This is a genomic window from Candidatus Pantoea floridensis, from assembly GCF_900215435.1.
GTDB classification, from domain to species: domain Bacteria; phylum Pseudomonadota; class Gammaproteobacteria; order Enterobacterales; family Enterobacteriaceae; genus Pantoea; species Pantoea floridensis.
The window spans coordinates 4,282,118-4,304,507 of record NZ_OCMY01000001.1; the positions used below are offsets into that span (position 1 = coordinate 4,282,118).

Consider the following 22,390-nt stretch of genomic DNA (forward strand, 5'->3'; position numbering starts at 1 on the left):
GCAAGCCAAGCGGGCAAAAAAAAGCCGGCGGATAGGCCGGCGTCGTACGAATCAAATGTGCTATGCAGTAATTCTAAAAAAGGAAGTAAGACAATATGGAGCGCAACGCCCATCGCTTGACGTTGCATTCACCTGCGGGAGAGAGTTTGCCCCGATTGGTCTCGGGAGATATTGATATCGATCAGGTTTAAACCGCTTTTCTGTTTTACAGCCAGTTACGTCTTTTAAGCCATACCGCAACACCTGCAACCATCATCAGCAGCAGCACACAGAAGGCCGTGAAGCCCAGCGGCCAGCTGCCGCCGGGGATGCCACCCAGATTAACGCCAAATAAGCCGGTTAAAAACGTCGCGGGCAGGAAAATCATCGCCATTAGCGACATGGTGTACGTGCGGCGGTTCATTGACTCCGCCAGGATCGAAGCGACTTCATCCGCCAGAATTGAGGTACGCGCCACGCCGGCATTGAGATCGTCGAGTCCGCGTCCCAACCGGTCCGCAACTTCTTGCATACGACGGCGATCGTCATCATTCATCCACGCCATTTTTTCGATGGCCAGCCGCGCATACACATCACGCTGCGGCGCCATATAGCGTCGCATCACAATCAGCTGCTTGCGTATCAACGCCAGGTCACCGCGTGCAGGCACTTCCTGGTTCATCAAGCCATCTTCCAGCGCAATGATTTTGTCATGTATCTCTTCAATGAATTCACTGGCGTGATCGGTCAACGCATCGCAGACATCCACCAGCCAGCTGCCGCCATCAATCGGGCCATTGCCATTTTGGAGATCGGTTAACACTTCATCGACGGCGTACACCTTGCGACGGCGCGTGGAGACAATCAGCTTGTCGTTGATAAACACGCGCATGGCGACCAGCTGATCGGGCCGCGAATCGGCGTTATGGTTAACGCTACGCAACACAATCATGAAGCCGTCGCCGAGGCGCGTCACGCGCGGGCGCATACTGTCACCTGCCAGCGCATCGCGCACTGAGTCGGGGATGAGCGGCGTGTTTTGCAGCCATTCTGCGCTTTGGCGTTGGGTATAATTGAGGTGGAGCCAGCAGGGGCGCTCGCAATCAATCACATCTTTATCTTCGATGGGAATCATGCCACCTGCGCCATCAAGCTGACAGGCCACAATGGCATCAGATACTTGCAGTGCTTTTCCTTCAATGACGTTCACGAACTGGCCTCACTATCAAAATCAATACGATACAGTCTAGCGCGGCGCAGAGCAGTTGCAATCATCAGGCTGTGAGCAAAGATGACAGTCGAGCATAAAAAAAGGTGCGCATCAGTGCGCACCTTATCAGCTCTAAGAGCATCACTACTGCGTTAGTTCACGTACCAGGCCTACGATCGCCTTGTCTTGCCCATGTTCAAACAGGCACTGCTGCAAGCGCGGGCCGCTTACCGCCGTCTTTACGAGCTCAGGATCGATGGCGCGTAATGCATCCAGCGTGTTCTCTTTCAGCAGTGCGGCTTTCACTTCGTTCAATAGGCCGGCGTTGCGCACCTGCGGCGCTTTACGCTCCGGCGGATAGCCCAGCCCTTTTTCTCCGGTGAAGGCTTTTTCGAAGATAAAGCGCAGGTTCAGCTCCGCGCCCCAGCCGAAACCTTTCGCGAACGGCAGCGACAGCGCATTACCGTTATTAATTTGCGCAAACAGATAGGCGTCCGCCGGATCGATGCAGTAACCGCACACCACGCCCGGATGCAGGTTAAGCGACATCAGCGCGCCCTGGCCGGTGCCGCAACCGGCCACGACAAAGTCCACCGCTTTACTGTTCAGCAGCACGTTGGCCATGATACCGAGGTGAATGTATGTCAGATGATGATCCTGCTCGTCGCTCATGCCAACGTTAAACACCTGATGCCCGAGCGGCTGTGCCACCGACTGAAGCTCCTTCAACACCGTTGCGTTCTTCGCAGCCTGGCTGTTTTCCATCATCAACGCGATTTTCATGATCCATCCTCAAATTAAATTGAAACACCGTTTCATTTTAATCAGTGAGCGGTAAAATGCAGCCCTTAAATGCTTTATTGCCTGTGATTCAAGTCACAGACTGATCATGCAATCGACGAAGCGAGAACATATTGTTCTGCAAAAATGCGATGTTGCTGGCGGCACGTGCATGTGCCGCCAGTGAGCTTATCGGGATGCCCACCACAGGCGGAGTTTCAATCCCCAACCGCTGGTCCAGCCGCTGCTGGTGCTAACGACTTTTCCCTGGTGTAACACGATAAAGGTCGGCGTCGCGTTGATATCCCAGCGCTGACCTAGCGCTCCGTTTTCATCATTGATCGCCACACCGTGCACCCCTTTCTTCTCAAGCCAGGTGGCAACGCGCGCATCGCTGCCAGAGCGCAGCGCCACGCTAACCACCTTTACTCCCTGCTGGCTGAGCGCCGCCACGGTTGGCGTGGTGAGTTTGCACACACCACACCACGTCGCCCAGACGTAAACCAGCACCGGCTGATGCTGACTCATTTCAGCGAGATTGACGTCACCTTGTAGCGAAGTCAGCGGCTGTTGCGCCAAATCCGCAGGCAGTTGCGGCGCACGCCACCAATCCATGCCCCACAATACTGCTCCGGCAATGAGGACCAGCAATAGCGCTTCACGTAGCCAGCGCTTCAGGCGACTCATTTCTTGGCCTGCAGCGCGCCTTTCACTGCCGCTTCCAGCTGTTCATAAGGGACCGCACCGCTGATCATCTGATCGCCCACCAGCGTTGCTGGCGTCCCCTGGACGCCAAGCTGCTGTGCCAGCGTCAGATTGCTGTTAATGGTGTCAAGACTGGCTTTGCTGGGCTCTTTCAAGGTGATGCCGGTTTTTTCCAGTGCAGCTTCAATGCTGGCCGCATCGTGATTGCCCTTTTTAGCCATCAAACGCTCATGCAGCTTAAGAAAGTTTTTAGGCTGCTGCTCCCAAACGGTGAGCGCCAGTCGTGCTGAGGTCAGCGAGGTTTCGGCACGATACGGCAGCGGTTTAATCACCACCGCTACCTGCGGATAGTTTTTGATCAGCTTTTCGATATCTGCTTCAAATTTCTTACAGAACACACAGTTGTAATCGGTGAAGTACACCAACGTCAGCGCGGGCTTTTCAGCGCCAATGCGCGGTGAGGCGGCATCGTTGAACAGCACATCGCGGTTTTTCTCCACCATCTGCGCCACCACGCTTTGCTACTGGCGCGCGGCTTCTTTGTCCAAGGCGTCGGCCGCTTCGGCCAGAATCGCTGGGTTTTGCACCAGCGTCTCTCGAATCAGCTCTTTAATGCGCGCTTCCTGTTCTGGGGTAAACGGCGCAGCAGCAAGTGCGGGCATGGCAAGGAGCATCAGTGGCAGTAACAGGGATTTCTTCATTATTTTTTCGCCTCAGAGAGTGTTGAAATCACCGCTTCACGCGTCAGCAGCGGTGACAAAATCTGGCCTTGCGGCAGCGCCGGGCCATAAATCTGGTTAAATGGGATGGCGACACGATCGCGGCGGCGCAGGAATTCACCAATCGCCGCATCGGGTTGTGTCCAGTCGCCGCGCAGCAGTACCACGTCGTCGGCTTTTAGCGCAGCACGCACATCAGGCTGATTCAGCACGCGGGATTTGTTCACTTTGCAGGTGATACACCAATCAGCAGTGACATCAATAAACACGCGTTTATCCTGCTCAAGTGCCTGATTGAGCGCCGCTTCTGTCAGCGGCAGCCAGTGCAGCGAATCCTCTTCCGGCTCAATACGCGTCATCAGGAACAGTGCGCCTGCCAGCGTAAGCGTGATGAGCACGACGCCAGCCTGTTGGAGCGCCTGCTGTTTCACGAGCCAGATGCAAAGCACCACCAGCAGCGTGAGCGCCAGCATCAGCGCAAAGGTCGCGCCCCAGTGAGGTATGAGCAGCGTGACCAGCCAGAAGGTGGCAAGCAGCATAAACAAGCCGAGTACGCTGCGCAGATGCACCATCCAGCGCCCGGGACGCGGTAAACAACGCGCCATACCCGGCAGCGCGGCCACCAGCAGCCATGGCAAACTCATGCCCACGCCAAGCGCCACAAACAGTAGCCATAGCTGCGGCAGCGGTGCAGTCAGCGCATAGGCGACAGCGGTACCAAGGAACGGTGCGCTGCACGGCGTGGCCAACAAGGTGGCAAACGCGCCCTGCCCGAAGTGTCCGAGCAGACCATCACTGCCCCGTGTCGCCAGTGTGGTATTGAGGCCCGACGGCAAGCGGAAGTGCAGCAAATCAAACAGGCTGGCGCTGAAGAGGAACATCACCAGCACCATCACCAGCAAGAAACCGCTGCTCTGGAACTGGATGCCCCAGCCAAGTGCTTGGCCGCTTAGCCGCAGCCCGGTCATCAGCAATGCCAGTAGCAGGAAAGAGAAGATGATGCCAGCGCTGGAGGCAAGGAACTGCTGGCGCGTTTGACGCTGTGTTTGCCCCTGCTGTTGCACCAGGCTGCTGAGCTTTATCGCCAGCACCGGCAACACGCAGGGCATCAGGTTGAGGATCAATCCGCCGAGCAGCGCCAGCAGCACAACGGACCACAAGGTCGACGCTGCCCCGCCCGAAACCAGGCTTTCAGCGCCAATCGTCACTGAGCTTTGCTGCGCGATACCGCCATCGGCTACCACCAGCGACAGCGTTTTGCCGCGCAAGTCCGGTGCGGCTTCGCCCCATTCGTCGGTCACCGCCACCCGCGCGCTGAGTGTGTCACCGCTAACGCTGATGCTGGGTGCTGCCAGCATGCTGCCCGGCGGATAATCAAAGAACAGCGCCGGTTTTTGCCAGCCATCCTGGCGCTGGGCGCGAATTTGCAGTTCGCCGTTAACAAAGCTGGCGTCGAGCCGATCGGTTAATCCGCCTGCGGCGGGAATTTGCCCCATCGCTTCGGCATAATCGCGGGCAAAATTCACATCCGCAGGTCGGGTGAGATCGAGACTGAATGGGAAATCGGTCAGAATGCAGACATCGCTGCAGGTCGAGAGCGTCAGCGTACCTGCAAGCCGTTGGCTCGACAATGTTGCCAGTTCGATGGGCAGCGTGATATCGCCTTTGTAGCCTTGCGTGGTCAAACCGCTAACGTCAAAACGCTCGGGCGCTGGCCAAAACCATCGCGCGTTGACCTCCGGCGTTTGCCAGCGGATTTCCGGCGCGACGCCGCCTTCGCCCGGGGTGCGCCAGTAGGTTTTCCAGCCGGGTTGCAGACGAATATCCAGCAGCAGTTGCTGCTTGTCGTTGAAGCTGGCGCTGCGCAGGCGCACCTCGGCGTGGCTATTTTGCGCATTGCGCAGCCAGCCGGTATCGGCGGCCTGCGCGGTCATCGCACAGCTCGCCAGCAGAAGCAGCAGGCTCCTGATTAATAAGTAAATGTTGATATCTCCAGTAAATAACAGGGTTTACGCGATGCAGCGCGTCGTGTTATTCCCGGAAGACACAGAAGGTGAGATGCCGCCGTCGCAGCGGTGGAAACAGTAGTGTGCAGTGATAGCCGACAGACTTCGTGGCTGGCGTAAAGCTAGCCATTAACGCTAATAGCAACAGCAGAAAGGGCAATGCAGTATCAAGGAGCGGTGCCGTGCCGCCGAGGGATTTCGCGCTCAGTGCACAGGGCTTTTCGCTGCCGCTGGCATCGTCAACACATTGAGTTTGCCCGGAGGCGTTGATCTGCGGGAACGGCGCGGAGGGCAAATTGAAGCTGCGCTGGACGAGACAAAATGCCAGCACCAGACAAACCAGTGCCAGAATCCATTTTGCGCGTGATAGCGATATCGTCATGCCGCAGCCTCAGAGAAAAGTGCGGGCATTTTATGCATCTACAGCAGAAACACCAAGCTTTGCAGTGTAAACTTTTGTCTTTATTGTACGGAGCGTGTTTTGAGACGGTGGGCATGAATGCCCACCCTACGTGATGAGCAACCTATACACCGCACGATCCACCGTAGGATCGCCATTCATGGCGACCAGGTCAATCGCAGCATGCGGCTAAACAATATCATCCACGACGCCGCCATCAACGCGCAGCGCGGCGCCCGACGTGGCTGATGCCTGTTTCGAACAGACATACACCACCATATTCGCGACCTCTTCCACCGTGGCAGCACGCTGAATGACGGAGCTTGGCCGCTGGGCCATCACAAACTCTTTCGCTAACGCTTCCAGCGGTTTGCCGGTGCGTTTCACTTCATCTTCCATCATGGCGGCAAAACCGTCGGAAAGCGTTGGCCCCGGCAGCACGCTATTCACCGTTACCCCACTGCCCGCCGCCACTTTTGCCAGACCACGCGCCAGCGACAGCTGCGCCGTTTTACTGACGCCGTAATGCAGCATATCGGCGGGAATGTTGAGAGCCGATTCAGAAGAGATAAACACTACCCGTCCCCAGCCGCGTTTCACCATCTCCGGCAACAACGCGCGCGACAAGCGGACACCTGACATCACATTGGTTTGCCAGTAGGCATCCCAGGTTTCGTCATCCACCTCAAAGAAATCCTGCGGTCCGTAAATACCGGCGTTATTTACCAGAATATCGATCGGCGGCAAGCCGTTAAGCAGTTGCCTGACACCCTGCGCACTGCCGAGGTCGGCGATAACGGTATGGATTTTTGCGCCCGCCACCAGGCCGTTGAGCTTCTCGCGTGCACGGCTGACCGATGCTTCACTGCGTCCGTTCAGGACCACTTCCGCGCCGCTGGCGGCCAGACCTTGTGCGATGGCAAAACCTATGCCGCCGGTGGAGGCGGTGACCAGCGCTGTTTTCCCGTGTAAATCGATATTCATGAAGGTTTCCTCTGTGAGCGTAATCACAAAAGCCTGGTAGAAGCTCAGCGACACGCATTGACGAAACATGCGATTAATCGAAAGACACGGCAAAACACGCGCTGAATTTTCGTCTAATGGCAGCTGTTCAGGCCTCTCCTTTTGCCTGTTGCAGACAGGAATTTAACCTGATGCTGATAAAGCAGGCTGGGCAGCGATGGGCACTCGCAGCTGGCGTTGCAGCCAGGCAAAAGCCGCCGCTTCGTCCGGATCGCGCGCATCCAGTTGCAAAACCGGACCCAGCCCCATCGGCTGAGCGGTTTCCGCAAGCTTGCGCAGTTCCGGTAGATACTCCGCCCCCGGATGCCCGGGCATACGATCCGTCAAACGCGACTGATAACGCGTTACCGCATCATCCGGCGTAATCGCCAGCCACAGCTCCAGCACCCGCGTCACGTTCGCCTTTTGCAATCCTTGCTGCAGTACTTCACGCGGCTGAAAGCCAAACCAGGCGTCGATTATGTAGATGCAGCGCGTCGGCGCCTGCGCCACCACGTTCCAGATCGCCTGATAGGCCGCACAGCCCAGTTGTCGATTGCGCTGCCGATCCACCGGTGCAAAGCTGGCCATAAACGGCTCTTTCAGACCATCCAGCGTTAATACCGGCAAGCCAAACTGCTCTGCCAGTGCGCGGGTCAGCGTGCTTTTGCCGGAAGCGGGAATGCCGTTTACCAGCACGACGATTTTCTCTTCGCTATGGGTTGTCATAGGATATCTATCACCTCCGCAGCGCTGCTGGCATTGCGCAGGCGCACCAGCGTCTCTTCATCTTCCAGCAGCGTGACAATCGCGCGGATGCCCTCTTCAATGTGGGCGTTGCTGTCACGCGCACCGAACATAATCACGATGTCGGCTTTATCGCTGCCATCAAACGAAATCGGCTCATCCAGTACGATCATGCTGAAACAGTCTTTCAACACGCCGGTTTCCGGCCGTGCATGAGGAATGGCAATGCCCTCCTCAAACACGTAATAAGCGCCGTGCTCCAGCGTGTTGGCGATAACCGCTTCCGGATAGCTGGCCTTGATGTAGCCGCCGTTGAGCAGCGGCAGCGCGGCCAGCGCGATCACCTCGCGCCAGTCCATGGCGCTGATCCCGACCTGAATCGCACTCGCTTCCTGCAGCAGCTGTTTAATGCTCATACTGCCTCCTTAAAAGGATTTGCGAATGGTATTACGCAGTTCATCAATTTTAACGAACAGCGGATCAATTTCCTGACGGAAGCGGTGGCTTTTAGCAAAAAGCGTTAATGCGCGGTTATATTCCAGCATTAATTGCTTTTGCGTATCTTTCGCCTGCGGATTATTCGCCAACTGTTGTTCCAGTTCGTTTATTTTACCGCTGATCGCTTCAGCCTGAAGATCTATTTCCTGTGAATCCTGGCTCTTATTTTCCAAGCCCTTTTTCAAGAATCCAAACATAGCGTCTCCTGCCCCGAATGGCGCCGGGCACCTCAGGTTATTACGTCATAAGTGATAAACTATTAGCGGAACAGCTGAATCTTTTCTACCAGAACATTGGTTACGGCATCGTTAGCCGGTACAAGGAAATTACGTACGCTGTCGTTAACTTTGCCTTTTTCGAATGTCTGTTTGCAGTTCGCTACCCATTGCACGTTCATCTCAGTTCCGACGTTCACTTTCTCAATACCGCTGCGCACCGCCAGCCGCATATCTTCATCGCTCACCCCCGTGCCGCCGTGCAGCACCAGCGGTGTTTTCGTGGCGTCAGTGATTTCGGCGAGGCGCTGATGCTGAATGTGCGCTTTACCGGTATACAAGCCGTGTACGGTACCAATGGAGATGGCCAGCATATCCACACCGGTTTCTTCCACAAAGCGCTTAGCGTCATCGACCGTGGTGAAAGCTGTTTCGCTCATGGCGACGACTTTGCCGTCTTCTGAACCGCCAATCGCACCCAGCTCCGCTTCGACTGAGACATCCAGCGGACGCGCCATATCAATAACACGACGCGTATTGGCAATATTTTCTTCAATCGGTAAATGTGAGCCGTCATACATAATAGAGCTGAAGCCAGCATCCAGCGCAGTTTGAATCGCCGCTAAATCGGAACAGTGATCGAGGTGCAAACAGGTCGGGACATTGCGGCTCTCTGATAATGAGCGAATCGCATCCACCAATAATTTATGTCCGAGATATTTCGCGGTACCGGTAGATATCTGAATCATTAATGGGCTATTGGTTTTCTCTGCCGCGCTAAAAAAGGCCGGCAGCATTTCCAGACAGTGTAAATTAAAGGAACCGAGCGCTTTAAATTCACGTTCTTTTGCCACCTGTAACAGATCGGTAAAATTATAAAGTTTCATGGAGCTTTTCCTCATGGGATTTAGATTTCGTGGATTTTCCGTTAACAAACCAGGCGAGAAGCGTAATAAAGACAATAAACAGGGCGACGAACAGCCAGTTATTCTGGAACGCGTGACCGAGCACCAGCCCGGTACTGATGACATCCGAATCACTGAAGGTCACGCCGGTGAAACCATAGCTTTCCAGCATCGGCACCAGAATCGCCGGCAGGAAGGTAATGAATAAACCGTGAACGAAGCCGCCGATCATCGCACCACGACGTCCACCCAGCGCATTGCCAAACACCCCTGCGGTGCCACCGGCAAAGAAGTTGGTCAGCAGCCCTGGCAGAATCATCGCCAGACCAAACATCGGGAACACCAGCATGCCAACCACCGAACCCAGGGTGGTGGCGAGGAAGCCGACGATCACCGCATTTGGGGCATAGGGGAACATCACCGGGCAATCGAGCGCAGGTTTGGCATCGGGAACCAGGCGCATGGCAATACCGCGGAAAGCCGGCACCAATTCATTCAGCAGCAGACGCACGCCGCTGTACAGCACGAACACGCCGCACACGAACTGAATTGACTGCATAAAGGCATACATCAGGTAGTTCATGCCGTTGCTGTACTGGCCGATAAATTCCGGACCGGCGGCAACCGCAGGAATCAGGTACATCGGCACCATCACCACGGCCATCGACAGGTAGGTATCCTGCAGGAATTTAAAGTTGTCGGGCAGTTTGAGATCTTCGGTAGAGCGCGAGCCTTTGCCGACCACCTTCGCCACCGCCGCCGTCAGCAGATAGCCGATGGTGCAGAAATGTCCGAGCGCCACGTCGTCGGAGTCGGTGATGCGGCGCACCACCGGTTGGGCTAGCGCAGGCATGACAACCGCCATAATGCCGCCAAAAATGCCGCCGGTAAGGATCAGAGGTAAGCCTGTTAGCCCCGCTTTATAGCCAATCACCGCACCAATCGTCGCCATCCACAGCAGCGCCTGACCGGTAAGGAAGATGTATTTGAACGGTGTCAGGCGCGCGATAATGATGTTGACGATAAAGATCACCAACAGCGTCAGCGCCACTTCTGAACCCAGCTCGCGGTTCGCTAACCCGGCGATGGCGGCAACGTCGGTGATATAACCCTGCATGCCAAAACCGTGGGTGAAAATGGTGTTCAGGAAAGTTAAGGTACCGACAATAATGTTGATACCGGCCATCATAATTAAGAAACCGAGCAGGGTTTTAAAGGTGCCTTCCACCACCTTGCCCGCCGATTTTTTTTGCAGTAGCAGACCAATCAGGGCGATAAAGGCAATCAGTATTGACGCCTGCCCTAATAGATCTTTTACCAGGAAGTCGATCACACTATTCATGATTAGCAACCTTTAAGTTACGTTCTTTCATAAACGCCACGATTTTTTCTTCAATTTCCGCTTTATCAGTCAGCTTGTTGAGAATAATCACCCGCTTAATTTGCTCCGGGCTGGCATCGGCATTTAACACATCAGCAAACGCTTTCTGAGTTAAAATCATGTCGGATTTAAAGGCGTTGGCTTCAGAAATAGTGGTGTGATCAATATCGGCTTCGATTTCGAGCTTCTTTAATACCGACTTAGCGCTCATCTCGATTGCGAAACTCGATCCAAGACCGCATCCACAGACACATAATATTTTCAGCATGGCTATTTCCTCACAGAATTTGCAGTTGTTTAGCGAGTTTATAATGATGCCCTTCAGTATCGACCAGGCGTTTTTTCATGCTTATTAAATCAATCGGAATCGGTCGATTACTGCCATTAATAATGACCGCTTTATTGCGCATTCCCGACTGAATACAACGCGCGACTTCACTGGCCATAATGGTGCCCTGATAAATCTCTTCACAGGTGGGATCGCCATTTCGCAGGCCATAACCGATAATAGTTTTACGAATACGTACGCCAATCAGCGGTTCAATTTGTTTTATTAAGGTATCAATGGCGCCCTGAAACCCCGGTGAATATTCACGGGTATAGCCTTCCGAGCACAATATAATCACGCTGTTCTGCGCGGCCAGCCGCTGTGTGATGCGCTCGGCCAGTTCCTGCGGTGCAATCTGGCATTCTGGAATCAGCGCAAAATCCGCATTGGACTTGATCGCCGACTGTAACGTTAATTCCCCACAATAGCCGCCGAGTAGCTCCACCATGAATACGCGGCCGGTTAACGCGCGGCCGGTATTGCGTAATTTTGCCACCTCTTTTAATACCTGCTCGCAGGCAGTGGAGAAACCAATACTGTAGTCACTGCCAAAGACGTCATTATCGATAGTCATACCCACGCCAAAACAGTTGACGCCAAATTCGCTCAGCGTGTGCAAAAATTGTAATGAACCGTCACCTCCCGCCATAATTACTACGTCAATACGCAGCGACTTGAGGTGTTTAGCAATGATTTCATATTCCGGGCGAATTAATTTCCTTGTCGTTCTTCCTGACTGCATTACCGGAATTGAAGCGATGGCGTAATCGACTAAATCACGATGGGATATTTCCCGGTGATTGTTTTCCAGTAAACCAGGAATGCCGCCATTGAATAACACCATTTCCGCTTTAGTCAGACGGGATATTTGATAAACAAAGTTATTAATCCCGGTAACATCTCCACCGCTGATCACCATGCCAATTCTCATTGCCATCATCCTTCATGCTGTGCGTCTGATATTCATTCTTCCGATTAACCGCAGTGCTATTTGCAACGAATGTCACACTTTTGCCATGAATTTGCTGCCAGAGATCGTTGACACAGGGTTTTGATGAGTCTTTTTTGTGATTAAAATCACATTGCCAATTCTGATTAAAATATGAATTATTCATTTAAATCATAAGGTTATATTTACATTTATCTTTGCGCCCCGCTGGCCTTAATATCTTTACTGACACTCTTTTTCTTTCACTCTATTTTGTGATTTCCCGCGCATTTTTATCGTTTCCGCGCGTTTATTCCGTGAAAGTTAAAGGGATAATGATTACGTGCGTTATTTCCGCATCCGTGCCAGTCAATGATTGACTCAATGTTGCTGCACTTGTCCAATATGAATGCAAATAATTAGCGAAGAAGAGAGAAGATGAGTATTCCGCAGGAGATGTTGCGTCACCTGGCTGGCGTGGTGGGTGAGAAACAGTTATTAACCCATGCCGATGATAAAGCCTGGTACATAAAAGGCTTCCGTGTGGGGCGTGGCGAAGCGCTGGCGGTGGTGTTACCGCAAACCCTGCTGCAGCTATGGCAGACACTGCAGGTTTGCGTCGCCCATGACGCCATTGTGCTTATGCAAGCCTCAAATACCGGCGTTACCGGCGGATCAACGCCCGACGGCAACGATTACGATCGCGATGTGGTGATCATCAGCACCCGCCAGTTAAAAGGTGTGCAGGTCATTGATCAGGCGCGTCAGGTCATTGCCTTCCCAGGTACCACCCTCACTGAACTGGAACAGACCTTACAGCCTTTAGGGCGTGAACCGCATTCTGTGATTGGCTCATCCTGCATCGGCGCGTCTGTGGTGGGCGGGATTTGTAATAACTCCGGCGGCTCACTGATTCGTCGCGGCCCGGCCTTTACTGAAAAGTCCCTGTTCGCGCGCATCCATGACGATGGCCGCTTAGAAATGGTTAATCATCTCGGTATTGCGCTGGGCGAAACGCCAGAGGCCATGCTGGAAGCACTGACGCAGCAGCAGTATCAAACTGGTGAACAACCCGACTGGCAGGGAAAGATTTGGGCCGAAGATTATGCCGATCGCCTGCGTGATGTCACCGCTGATTCCCCGGCACGTTTTAATGGCGACCTCCGTTATCTGCACGACAGTTCCGGCAGCGCCGGTAAAGTGGTGGTGTTTGCCGTGCGTTTGCCCACCTTTGAGGCCAGCACCGGTAGCGATACCTTTTACATCGGTACCAATGATGAGAATGTGCTGGTGGAACTGCGTCGCTATCTGTTGACCCGCATGAGCGAGCTGCCGTTACAGGCGGAATATATCCATCGTAACGCCTTTGATTTGACGGTGCGCTACGCCAAACATATGTATCTGGCAATACGTAAACTCGGTCCGCAGGCCATTCCGCAAATGATGGCGAATAAAGCCAAATGGGATGTGCGCATCAGCCATTTGAAATTCCTGCCGCGCAATTTTGTTGATCGGATGCTGCAATGCTTTAATCAGCTCACACCGAGCTTTATCGCGCCGCGCATTATGGATTACCGCAGCGAGTATCAACATCATTTGATGATCAAAGTTGAGTCTCAGCAAAGCGCTGAGCTACACGTTCTGTTGCAGGCATTCTTTGCGGCTCATCAGGGCGGCTTTTTCCATTGCGATGCACGTGAAGCGGCAGATGCCTTCCTGGTACGTTTTGGCGTTGGCGGCTGCACCATTTCCTACTGCGATACGCTGGGTTATAACCCTAACGAGCGGTTGGTCGCCTTTGACGTGGCGCTGCGTCGTAATGATGATGCGTGGCGCCTGACGCTGCCGGATCACCTGGCGGCACAGGTGCAGGTCGATTCATGTTGCGGGCATTTCTTCTGTTTCGTGAATCATCAGGATTATGTACTGAAGCCGGGCTATGATGCCAAAGCGTTTAAGGAAGAGGTGAAGCGGTATCTGGAGCAGCGCGGGGCTAAATATCCCGCCGAGCACAACGTTGGACACCTCTATCAGGCTTCATGCGAGCATGTGGATCACTGGAAACAGCTCGATCCTACCAACAGCTGCAATCCGGGGATTGGCAAAACCAGCAAGAAGAAGTTTTGGCGGGAAATGTAGCATCAGCAGCCAGGTCGCCATAAATGGCGACCCTACGGTTATTTAGCGGGATTTCGTAGGGTGCGCATGCATGCGCACCTGGTCAACACCAATGCGCATCCTGGGGGATTCATCGAGATGGTGACTCAGCAAACATCGATGCGATTATTTCGCGTATGCTTCGGTTGAGATGGTCAACGTCACGTCATCGCCTACCGCTGGCACATACTTATCCAGCTTGAAATCCGAACGCTTAATCACGCCAGTGGCATCAAAACCAATCGCCTCTTTTTTCACCATCGGATGCATGCCCTGCTGATTCAGCGTGGCATGCAAGGTGATCGGCTTGGTAATCCCTTTCAACGTCAGGTTACCTTCCACGTCGAATTTGTTATCACCCTTGGCTTCCACTTTGGTGCTGTGGAATACCGCTGAAGGATATTTTGCGGTATCGAAATACTCAGCACCGAGAAACTCTTTGGTCAATGCAGGTACGTGAGTATCAATTTGCGTAATCGGCAGCGTGACATCAACGCGCGACTGCTGCGGCTGATCCTTATCAAATACGATTGACCCTTTGCTATTCGGGATATCGGCCGTCGGGTGAGAGAAACCAAAGTGCGTCCAGGTCACGATGACCGAGGTGTGCGCCGGATCGAGGGCATACTGCATCGCTGCAGCCTGTGACAAGGGGGCATAAAGCGTAGCCGCCGCCAACAGTGGCAGCGCAAGACGGGTAACGTTTTTCACTCGCAGTTCCTTTTAGTTCGGGATAATGCAGTGAGTGTCGCCCTTTACCTGGTAACTAACCAGTGAAGAGATTTGCTGGTGACTGTCAAATATATTCAAATATATCAATGAGTAATAATCATCATACGATAAAATCACAGCGCGTAAGTAGCATGCACGTTGCTTTCATAGCCTAAAGGCTATAGGTTATTTATAGCAAAAAAGCTATGGGATGGCATTATGTGGGAAATTCTGACAACGGATGTTTTCGATAAGTGGTTCCTGGCGCAGAGTGAAGCACTGCGCGAGGATGTGTTAGCCGCGATGACTATTTTAGGTGAAATGGGACCCCAATTGGGACGCCCTTATGTTGATACGCTAAAAGGTAGCGATGTCCCTAACCTGAAGGAGTTGCGCATTCAGCATGCAGGTAACCCCATCAGGGCATTTTTCGCTTTTGATCCGGTGCGACGCGCTATTGTGCTATGCGCAGGGAATAAAACCGGCTGCAACCAAAAACAGTTTTACCGAACGATGATTCGCCTTGCTGAAACAGAATACCGTAAGCATGTGGCGCAGATGGAGGGATAAGATGTCTACTTTGAAAGAGTTATTGGAAAAACAATCACCTGAAAGCCAGCAGCGGATCGCTAAAAAAGTCGAGAAATTGCGCCAGGAGATTGCCTTGAGCCAGCTGCGTGAAGAGCTTAATCTCTCGCAAACCGAATTGGCACGTGTGATTGGCGTCTCGCAACCCACGCTGGCAAAAATGGAAAATCCCGGCAACGACCCGCGACTCTCCACATTAAAACGTTATGTTGACGCTTTAGGTGGTGAACTGCGTATTGACGTTACGTTGCCCAACGGCAAACACATCGCCTTTCAACTTTGATTAACCAAAATCAACCAGCGATGCCTTTCACGCAGCAGGTGATAGTGAAGGTGCTGTAGCTGCGGCAGCGTCAGTGCCTGGATGGCGGTGCGGTTAAGGATTGGTAAGCCAAGCTGCTGGCGCAGCGCTTCTTCCGCGCGCTCGCTGTTGTCCTGTTTTACGCACTGCATCGCTAAGTTGGCCTGCCAGGCCGCGAGATGTGCCGCAGGAATAGCGGCAATTTCGGCAAGCATGTCTCGCATAAAACGTTTGCTGTGGCCAAGCAGCGTGCGCCATGGGATATTCGGCGACTGCAGCGCCAGCAGCAAACCATCAACATCCGCAACTCGCTGATAGCGCGCCGACACCACATAGCCAATTTGCTGCTCTACCCGCAGACGCTGGAAAAAGCGCGTTTCCAGCATCAGCGCCAGCGCACGTAACGCCGCGAGGCTGGCATCATCCTGCTGCGGCAGCGGCATAAACAGTAACAGCGCCTGATCGCTCCCGTCACAGGCAACCGGCATCACGCCGCGATGCAGCATGGCAGGTGGCGCATAGCGTGCCAGCGCGAGGGAGAATTCGCTGAGCAGATGGCCCACGCGCTGGCTTAGCGCACCCTCTGCGCCACACCACGCGACCAACCATTGTGGTGTTGACTGCGGCGGGATCAGTTTGCTGGGCAAAGCGGCCAGCAGCTGACGAATAACGATAGAGTGCGTTGTCTTGATGACCCGATCCTGCACCGGTGCATTAAGCGCCTGTAAAGCCTGATGCATGCTAAGCAAAGCGCGATCGGCGCAAGCAGGCAAATTAAGCACCAGCTGCCAGCTACCCTGTTTTTGCTGCCAGCTGCCGTTGCCACCGGCGTGGCGCAACTCAGCTAGCACCGGACGCAATAAGCGTTGCCGCGCCTGTGCTTCCTCGTCGCGCAACAGCTGATAAAACGCCGGGCGCAGCAGCAGCGTCTCAACCGATTGCACGGGCGCAATCACCGGCAGCGGCTGCGCCACTGGCGGTAAGCGAGGCAACGTTATCTCTGCTGACGCCGGATAAAAGTGAAACGTTGCAGGTTCGGTGGCGAGCCATTGTTCGGGCAACCATTCAGCCAGCTGCAGCGTAAATCCCTGTTTCTGCTGCGGCATACCCTTCAGCTGTTGCTGCGTGAGCAAACGCCTGCGTGGGCGGTGAGGTAACGCAGAGGCAAAGTCAGCCAGATTATCTGGAACCGTTAAGCCAGGCGCAAAACCGAGCGCCCGGCCGCGCAGCTGCTCCAGCGCGGACGAGGCGGCAAAATCCTGCTGTGCCAGCCGCGCATAGTGCTGATGCTGCCGCGCAGGTGCCTCTCTTAACGCGGTGAGATGCTGCCAGAAGTAGTGCTCGATACGTTGCGCCTGCGCGGGAGTAAGCTGCGGCGCACCAAAGCGCAGCGCCAGTAACGCGTGGTGCGTATCCTGCCATAGCCACTGGGCGTTAAAGGACTCACAGAGCCCTTCATGCCGCAGTTGCGCCATTAAGCCGCCGGGTGCTTCATCTTGCCAAAAGGCATTCAGCAAGGTGACGTTGTCACGAATGGTGGGTTCATCGCCGTCAATCAGCAGCGCCAGCCAGAAACTCTCTTCACCCACCAGCTGCAGCAAACCATCGCCTGGCAGCAGTAAAGGTTCGATTGCCGCTGGAGTTGCACCACCCGTTAATAATCCGCTGCCAAACTGCGACGCCAGCTGCGCCAGTTCATCGAGCGATTGCGGACCTTGCAACCAAAGTTGCATGTTATCAGCGTGATACCAACGCTGATGAAATGTCTGTAACGCCGCCCGCAACTGCGTGACATCGTCACCAAATACCACGCGATTGCCTACGCGAAAGCGTTGAAAACGGCCTTGCAGCGCATCCAGTATCGCCGCTTCACACAGCGTGTCAGCATGGCGTTGCAGCAGCTGATACTCGGCATCAATCACCGCCGCTTCCTGCTGGATAGCCTGCGCACTCAGCAGCGGTGCCGCGAGCATATCGCACAGCCGCTGTACGCCCGCTGATAACGCCGCGGCCGGTAGCTGGCAGAAAAAGGCGCTGCGGCTCAGCTGCGTAGTGGCATTGACCTGGCCGCCCTGCTGCTGCACCCACGGCATGAAACGATAGTCACCGCTGAAGTTTTCACTGCCGCAAAACAGCAGATGCTCGAGCAAATGCGCCAGCCCCGGCCAGCGATCCGGCTCATCCAGGCTGCCCGCCTGCACGCGCATTAGCGCCGCCGCATCGCGTGCGCCGGGTTGATGGTGCAGATAACAGCGCAGGCCGTTGGCGAGCGTGATCTGGCGCGCGTTCATCAGGTGACGCGCTGCTTAAAGATCAGTTCGGAGTTGCTACGATTACGGAACTGCAGCTGCTGGATTTTGATATCACTGCAGTTGGCCTGACGCCGCGCCTCGAGGATTTTGCCGTGATGCGGTGACTTACTGCACACCGGATCGGTATTGTCCGCATCGCCGGTCAGCATAAACGCCTGGCAGCGACAGCCGCCAAAGTCCTTCTCTTTCTCATCGCAGGAGCGGCAGGGTTCCGGCATCCAGTCAAAACCACGATAGCGGTTAAAGCCAAACGAGTTGTACCAGATGTCATCCAGCGTGCGTTCCAGCACCGATGGGAACTCAACCGGCAGCTGGCGCGCGCTGTGGCACGGTAACGCGGTGCCGTCGGGCGTGACGCTAAGGAAGATCGATCCCCAACCGCCCATGCACGGTTTCGGCCGCTCTTCATAGTAATCCGGCGTGACGAACAACAGATTGGTCAGATTGCCGCTGGCGCTCATGCGCTGACGATAATCGGCCACCACCGCTTCGGCATGGGCGATCTGTTCGCGCGTCGGCAACAATCCTTCACGGTTAAGCTGCGCCCAACCGTAGAATTGACAGGTCGCCAGCTCGACGTCATCGGCTTCCAGTTCGATACAGAGATCGATGATCTTGTCGATTTGATCGATATTGTGGCGATGCAGCACAAAGTTCAGCACCATCGGATAGCCATGCGCTTTCACCGCTTTTGCCATCTCCAGCTTCTGCTGGAAGGCTTTCTTCGACCCGGCTAGCGCAGCGTTCAGCGTTTCATCGCTGGCCTGGAAACTGATCTGAATGTGATCGAGGCCCGCGTCAGCAAAGGCGTCGAGTTTTTTTGCCGTCAGGCCAATGCCGGAGGTGATCAGGTTGGTGTAGAAACCGAGATCGCGCGCGGCGCGGATCAGCTCCGGCAAATCTTTACGCGTTAACGGTTCGCCGCCGGAAAAACCGAGCTGCACGCTGCCCATGGCACGCGCCTGGCGGAACACCTCAATCCACTGTTCGGTGGTCAGCTCTTTCTCCTGCTGGGAAAAATCCAGCGGATTGGAGCAATACGGACACTGCAGCGGGCAGCGATAGGTCAATTCTGCCAGCAGCCACAGCGGCGGCGTCACGGTTTTACTCGGGTTCACGACACAGTATCCATTTTTGTTCGATGGCAGATTGCAGGAACTCTTTCACGTCATCGCCTACGCCGCCCGCTTCCGGGAAGCGCGCATCCAGCGTGGCAACAATGGCCGCCACATCCTGTTTACCATCGACCAGTTCAAGGATCATCGTGGCGGTTTCGTTCAGCTTGGCCATGCCTTCCGGATAGAGCACGACATGGCTCTCCTGCGCCGCTTCCCACTGCATGCGGTAGCCACGACGGAAAGCCGGAATCAGATTATCTTTCATATCGTTATACCAACCTTGTGCTGTGCCAGGACACCCGATCGGTGACCGTGTGATAAGGCGGACGCTGCAGCGCATACGCCATGGTCATGGCATCCAGCATGGTCCAGAGAATATCGAGCTTAAACTGGAGGATTTCGAGCATGCGGTTCTGCTGCTCGGCCGTGGTAAACACCTCGAGCGCCAACGCCAGACCGTGTTCCACATCGCGATTCGCCTGGCTCAGGCGACTGCGGAAATAGAAGTAGCCTTCCTCTTTGATCCACGGATAGTGCTGCGGCCAGCTATCAAGGCGCGATTGGTGAATCTGCGGCGCGAACAGCTCGGTCAGCGAGCTGCACGCGGCTTCCTGCCAGTTGGCACGGCGCGCAAAGTTAACGTAGGCATCTACCGCAAAGCGCACACCCGGCAGCACCAGCTTCTCTGAAAGTAAAACATCGCGGTCCAGCCCGACGGCTTCACCAAGCTGTAGCCAGGCTTCAATGCCGCCTTCGTGGCCGTTGCTGCCGTCGTGGTCGAGTATGCGCTGCACCCATTTGCGCCGCGTAGCGGGATCCGGGCAGTTGGCCATGATCGCCGCGTCTTTCAGCGGAATATTGGTCTGATAATAGAAGCGGTTCGCCACCCAGCCCTGAATCTGCTCGCGCGTGGCATTACCATTGTGCATCGCGATGTGGTACGGATGATGAATGTGGTAGAACGCGCCTTTATCGCGCAGCGCCTGCTCAAATGCGGCGGGCGATAGTGCTTCGGTAATGATCACGATGCAAACTCCTGCAGATGAATCGCCATGCCATCCCAACTCACTTCGATGCCCTGCTGCGCTAAATAGTCGCGCTGCGGCGATTGCTCGTTAAGGATGGGATTGGTGTTGTTAATGTGAATCAAAATTTTGCGTTTGGCCGGCAGCGAGGCCAGCAGCGCCATTAAACCTTGTTCTTCGGCCAGCGCTAAATGCCCCATCGCCTTGCCGGTATTTTTGCCGACGCCGGTGGCGAGCAGCTCGTCGTCCTGCCATACCGTGCCATCAATCAGCAGGCAATCGGCTTTTTCCAGCCAGGGCATGATCACCGCATCGGGCTCGCCGAGTCCCGGTGCGTACAGCAGCGTTTGGCCATTGGCGGTGTTTTCAATGAACAGCGCCACGTTGTGGCCCGGCAGCGGACGATCGCGATATGGCGAATACGGCGGCGCGTTGCTGAGAATCGGAATCGCGGTGAACTGCAGGCTCGGGCACACATCGACGCGAAATGGCTCCAGCGGTGTTAAGGCATGATGCTGCAAGCCGCCGTTCCAGTGCTGCAACATAGTGAAAATCGGAAAGCCGCTGGTGAGATCGGCATGCACTTCCGGCGTACACCACACCTGGTGCGGACAACCTTCACGCAGGCTCAGCAAACCGGTGGTGTGATCGATTTGGCTGTCGGTGAGAATGATGCTGCCAATGGCCGTACCGCGCAGCACGCCCTTTTTTATCAATTCTGGGGTGTGGGCAATCTGCTGGCTGATGTCCGGCGACGCGTTGCACAGCACCCAATCCTCACCGTTATCACTGACGATGATCGAGGATTGCGTGCGCGCCTGCGCCTGAATAGTGCCGTTACGCAGGCCGCTGCAGTTGGCGCAGTTACAGTTCCACTGCGGGAAGCCGCCGCCAGCCGCTGAACCGAGGACTTTAATAAACATGAAATTTGACCAGAGAGAGAAAACAAAATGCCCGCACGAGCGGCGGGCAGAAGTCTTAGCGGTTGGAGATGTACAGAGTCACTTCCAGGCCCAGACGCAGGTCAATAAACGCAGGTTTTTTCCACATAATATTCTTCCTCTTATTCATTCAAAAATGCAGAGCACGCTCTGCTGGAGATCATTGCAGCTGTGACGTAGATCACATTGCAATCATGACGCGCGCAGATGTTGCGCCAATGTAGCGAGCAGATCAACCCTGATTCGGTAAGGGAATTGTGCTAATCCCGCCAAATCTGTTGCAACACGCGCTGCCAGTTGCCCCAGGCGAGCTGCTCAAGAGCCGTTTGATCGTAGCCCAGTGAGCGCAATAACGCATACAAGCGCGGTAATCCGGAAACATCTTTCAGCGCATCAGGCACGCTGATGCCATCAAAATCGGAACCCAGCGCTACATGATCGCTGCCCATTATCGCGATCAAATGCTCAACATGTTTAACAATTTCGATCAACGGCGTATCGCTATCGCGTTTGCCATCGCTGCGTAAGAAAGCGTTACCAAAATTCACACCTACCACGCCGCCGCTGTCACGAATTGCGCGCAGTTGGTCGTCAGTGAGATTGCGCGGCTGCGCGCACAGCGCATGCGCATTAGAGTGCGTCGCCACCAGCGGCGCCGATGAGAGGCGCGCCGTGTCCCAAAAGGCTTTTTCGTTCATGTGTGACATATCGATCAGCATGCGATGACGATTGGCCGCCGCAATCAGCTGCTCACCAGCCATCGTCAATCCTGGCCCGGTATCCGGCGAATGCGGAAAAGAGCCGCTAACCCCTTCACCAAAGCCATTAGGCAAATTCCAGAATGGCCCGATGCTGCGAACGCCAGCCTGATAGAACGCATCGAGCGCTGCGCCATCGACATCAAAACCGTCCGCGCCTTCGATATGCGCCACCAGCGCCAGCACTCCTTCAGCGCGGCAGGCGGCCATATCGGCGGCGTTGAGGCATAAGCGCGCCCGCCCGTCGGATTGCGCAGCCAGCGCTTTGAGAATATCGAGCTGCTGCCAGAGGATCGCCAGCGGCGACAGATTCTCCGCCGCCCGCAGCGGTGCCATCTCTTGCACATAGCGCGGCGGCGGCACAAACAGGGCGAACAGGCCACCGGCAAAGCCGCCCTGCTGCATACGCGGAAAATCGAGGTGGCCTTTTTCAATGCCGTGAAAGAATGCCTGGGCGGGCGCATCACGATGATGCAGCCACAGGTTAAGCAGCAGGTCATTATGACCGTCGAAGGTAGTGAGTAACATGAGGCGATCTTTGGTGAAACAACATGCCACCATGCTACGCGCGCGCTGCGGTTTCGCCAAATGTGGGCGCACAAAGGGTTACGTGACGCAGAGGTTGTCAGTTACGCGCGGGTGGTTGTCAGCAATGCGCGAGCCGAGCAGCGTGCTG

The 22,390-nt window shown here is 54.9% G+C and carries 24 protein-coding genes and 1 pseudogene; 3 read left to right on the forward strand and 22 right to left on the reverse strand.

The annotated features are described in order from the left end of the window. Positions 1-205 precede the first annotated feature (205 nt). The 14 genes and pseudogenes from zntB to CRO19_RS20060 form a co-directional block, all read right to left on the reverse strand. Positions 206-1,189 (reverse strand): zinc transporter ZntB, encoded by a 984-nt coding sequence (zntB, locus tag CRO19_RS19995; protein WP_097097419.1) that lies wholly within the window; start codon positions 1,187-1,189, stop codon positions 206-208. Between the two features lie 144 nt (positions 1,190-1,333). Beyond that, positions 1,334-1,972, reverse strand: coding sequence for an RpiB/LacA/LacB family sugar-phosphate isomerase (locus CRO19_RS20000; protein WP_097097420.1), 639 nt, complete (start codon positions 1,970-1,972; stop codon positions 1,334-1,336). A gap of 186 nt (positions 1,973-2,158) precedes the next feature. Then, entirely contained in the window at positions 2,159-2,656 is a 498-nt protein-coding gene (locus CRO19_RS20005) for a protein disulfide oxidoreductase (protein ID WP_097097421.1), read from the reverse strand. After that, positions 2,653-3,375, reverse strand: a pseudogene (locus CRO19_RS20010) (DsbA family protein). The gene CRO19_RS20005 and the pseudogene CRO19_RS20010 overlap by 4 nt, the downstream one beginning before the upstream one ends. Further along, a complete protein-coding gene (locus tag CRO19_RS20015; protein WP_097097422.1) occupies positions 3,375-5,375 on the reverse strand; it encodes a protein-disulfide reductase DsbD family protein in 2,001 nt (666 codons plus the stop codon). Before CRO19_RS20015 ends, CRO19_RS20010 begins: the two are co-directional and overlap by 1 nt. 49 nt (positions 5,376-5,424) lie before the next feature. After that, complete coding sequence (locus CRO19_RS20020) at positions 5,425-5,781, reverse strand: hypothetical protein (protein WP_097097423.1); 357 nt, start codon at positions 5,779-5,781, stop codon at positions 5,425-5,427. Between the two features lie 207 nt (positions 5,782-5,988). Further along, positions 5,989-6,783 carry an SDR family NAD(P)-dependent oxidoreductase gene (locus CRO19_RS20025; RefSeq protein WP_097097424.1) on the reverse strand — a complete coding sequence of 265 codons (795 nt, stop codon included), beginning with the start codon at positions 6,781-6,783 and terminating at the stop codon, positions 5,989-5,991. A 162-nt stretch (positions 6,784-6,945) separates the two neighbouring features. Further along, entirely contained in the window at positions 6,946-7,530 is a 585-nt protein-coding gene (locus CRO19_RS20030; RefSeq protein WP_097097425.1) for a P-loop nucleotide/nucleoside kinase family protein, read from the reverse strand. After that, positions 7,527-7,964, reverse strand: coding sequence for a PTS sugar transporter subunit IIA (locus CRO19_RS20035; RefSeq protein ID WP_097097426.1), 438 nt, complete (start codon positions 7,962-7,964; stop codon positions 7,527-7,529). Before CRO19_RS20035 ends, CRO19_RS20030 begins: the two co-directional genes overlap by 4 nt. 9 nt (positions 7,965-7,973) lie before the next feature. Next, positions 7,974-8,243, reverse strand: a complete 270-nt coding sequence (locus CRO19_RS20040; protein WP_097097427.1) for a hypothetical protein — start codon at positions 8,241-8,243, stop codon at positions 7,974-7,976. 62 nt (positions 8,244-8,305) lie between these two features. Then, entirely contained in the window at positions 8,306-9,148 is an 843-nt protein-coding gene (locus CRO19_RS20045; protein WP_097097428.1) for a class II fructose-bisphosphate aldolase, read from the reverse strand. Continuing rightward, positions 9,135-10,508, reverse strand: coding sequence for a PTS sugar transporter subunit IIC (locus CRO19_RS20050; RefSeq protein WP_097097429.1), 1,374 nt, complete (start codon positions 10,506-10,508; stop codon positions 9,135-9,137). Before CRO19_RS20050 ends, CRO19_RS20045 begins: the two co-directional genes overlap by 14 nt. Further along, positions 10,501-10,815, reverse strand: a complete 315-nt coding sequence (locus CRO19_RS20055; RefSeq protein WP_034827292.1) for a PTS sugar transporter subunit IIB — start codon at positions 10,813-10,815, stop codon at positions 10,501-10,503. Before CRO19_RS20055 ends, CRO19_RS20050 begins: the two co-directional genes overlap by 8 nt. Positions 10,816-10,825: 10 nt before the next feature. Continuing rightward, positions 10,826-11,806, reverse strand: a complete 981-nt coding sequence (locus CRO19_RS20060) for a 6-phosphofructokinase (protein WP_097097430.1) — start codon at positions 11,804-11,806, stop codon at positions 10,826-10,828. 435 nt (positions 11,807-12,241) lie between these two features. On the opposite strand from CRO19_RS20060, the gene dld reads away from it, so the two are divergent. Beyond that, positions 12,242-13,942 (forward strand): D-lactate dehydrogenase, encoded by a 1,701-nt coding sequence (gene dld / locus CRO19_RS20065; RefSeq protein WP_097097431.1) that lies wholly within the window; start codon positions 12,242-12,244, stop codon positions 13,940-13,942. Between the two features lie 144 nt (positions 13,943-14,086). On the opposite strand, the gene CRO19_RS20070 is transcribed toward dld, so the two are convergent. Next, on the reverse strand, positions 14,087-14,671 hold the full coding sequence (locus tag CRO19_RS20070) for a YceI family protein (protein WP_097097432.1): 585 nt from the start codon (positions 14,669-14,671) through the stop codon (positions 14,087-14,089). 219 nt (positions 14,672-14,890) lie between these two features. On the opposite strand from CRO19_RS20070, the gene CRO19_RS20075 reads away from it, so the two are divergent. Further along, positions 14,891-15,241, forward strand: a complete 351-nt coding sequence (locus tag CRO19_RS20075) for a type II toxin-antitoxin system RelE/ParE family toxin (RefSeq protein WP_007891814.1) — start codon at positions 14,891-14,893, stop codon at positions 15,239-15,241. Between the two features lies 1 nt (position 15,242). Next, positions 15,243-15,542 carry a helix-turn-helix domain-containing protein gene (locus tag CRO19_RS20080; RefSeq protein WP_007891812.1) on the forward strand — a complete coding sequence of 100 codons (300 nt, stop codon included), beginning with the start codon at positions 15,243-15,245 and terminating at the stop codon, positions 15,540-15,542. Here the strand turns inward: CRO19_RS20080 and pqqF are convergent. The 7 genes from pqqF to CRO19_RS20115 form a co-directional block, all read right to left on the reverse strand. Next, positions 15,533-17,851 (reverse strand): pyrroloquinoline quinone biosynthesis protein PqqF, encoded by a 2,319-nt coding sequence (pqqF, locus tag CRO19_RS20085; RefSeq protein WP_097097433.1) that lies wholly within the window; start codon positions 17,849-17,851, stop codon positions 15,533-15,535. The two genes, CRO19_RS20080 and pqqF, sit on opposite strands and share 10 nt — an antisense overlap. Continuing rightward, positions 17,851-18,990: a pyrroloquinoline quinone biosynthesis protein PqqE gene (gene pqqE, locus CRO19_RS20090; protein WP_097097434.1), complete on the reverse strand. Its 1,140-nt coding sequence runs from the start codon at positions 18,988-18,990 to the stop codon at positions 17,851-17,853. The genes pqqF and pqqE overlap by 1 nt, the downstream gene beginning before the upstream one ends. Continuing rightward, the gene (gene pqqD, locus CRO19_RS20095) at positions 18,977-19,255 is read right to left on the reverse strand and encodes a pyrroloquinoline quinone biosynthesis peptide chaperone PqqD (protein WP_097097435.1); all 279 of its coding nucleotides are present in this window, start codon (positions 19,253-19,255) and stop codon (positions 18,977-18,979) included. The genes pqqE and pqqD overlap by 14 nt, the downstream gene beginning before the upstream one ends. A 4-nt stretch (positions 19,256-19,259) precedes the next feature. Then, on the reverse strand, positions 19,260-20,015 hold the full coding sequence (pqqC, locus tag CRO19_RS20100) for a pyrroloquinoline-quinone synthase PqqC (RefSeq protein WP_097097436.1): 756 nt from the start codon (positions 20,013-20,015) through the stop codon (positions 19,260-19,262). Continuing rightward, on the reverse strand, positions 20,012-20,938 hold the full coding sequence (gene pqqB / locus CRO19_RS20105; protein ID WP_097097437.1) for a pyrroloquinoline quinone biosynthesis protein PqqB: 927 nt from the start codon (positions 20,936-20,938) through the stop codon (positions 20,012-20,014). Before pqqB ends, pqqC begins: the two co-directional genes overlap by 4 nt. A gap of 55 nt (positions 20,939-20,993) precedes the next feature. After that, on the reverse strand, positions 20,994-21,065 hold the full coding sequence (pqqA, locus tag CRO19_RS20110; RefSeq protein WP_002905689.1) for a pyrroloquinoline quinone precursor peptide PqqA: 72 nt from the start codon (positions 21,063-21,065) through the stop codon (positions 20,994-20,996). Between the two features lie 151 nt (positions 21,066-21,216). Next, positions 21,217-22,242 (reverse strand): dipeptidase, encoded by a 1,026-nt coding sequence (locus CRO19_RS20115; protein ID WP_320204500.1) that lies wholly within the window; start codon positions 22,240-22,242, stop codon positions 21,217-21,219. Between the last annotated feature and the right edge of the window lie 148 nt (positions 22,243-22,390).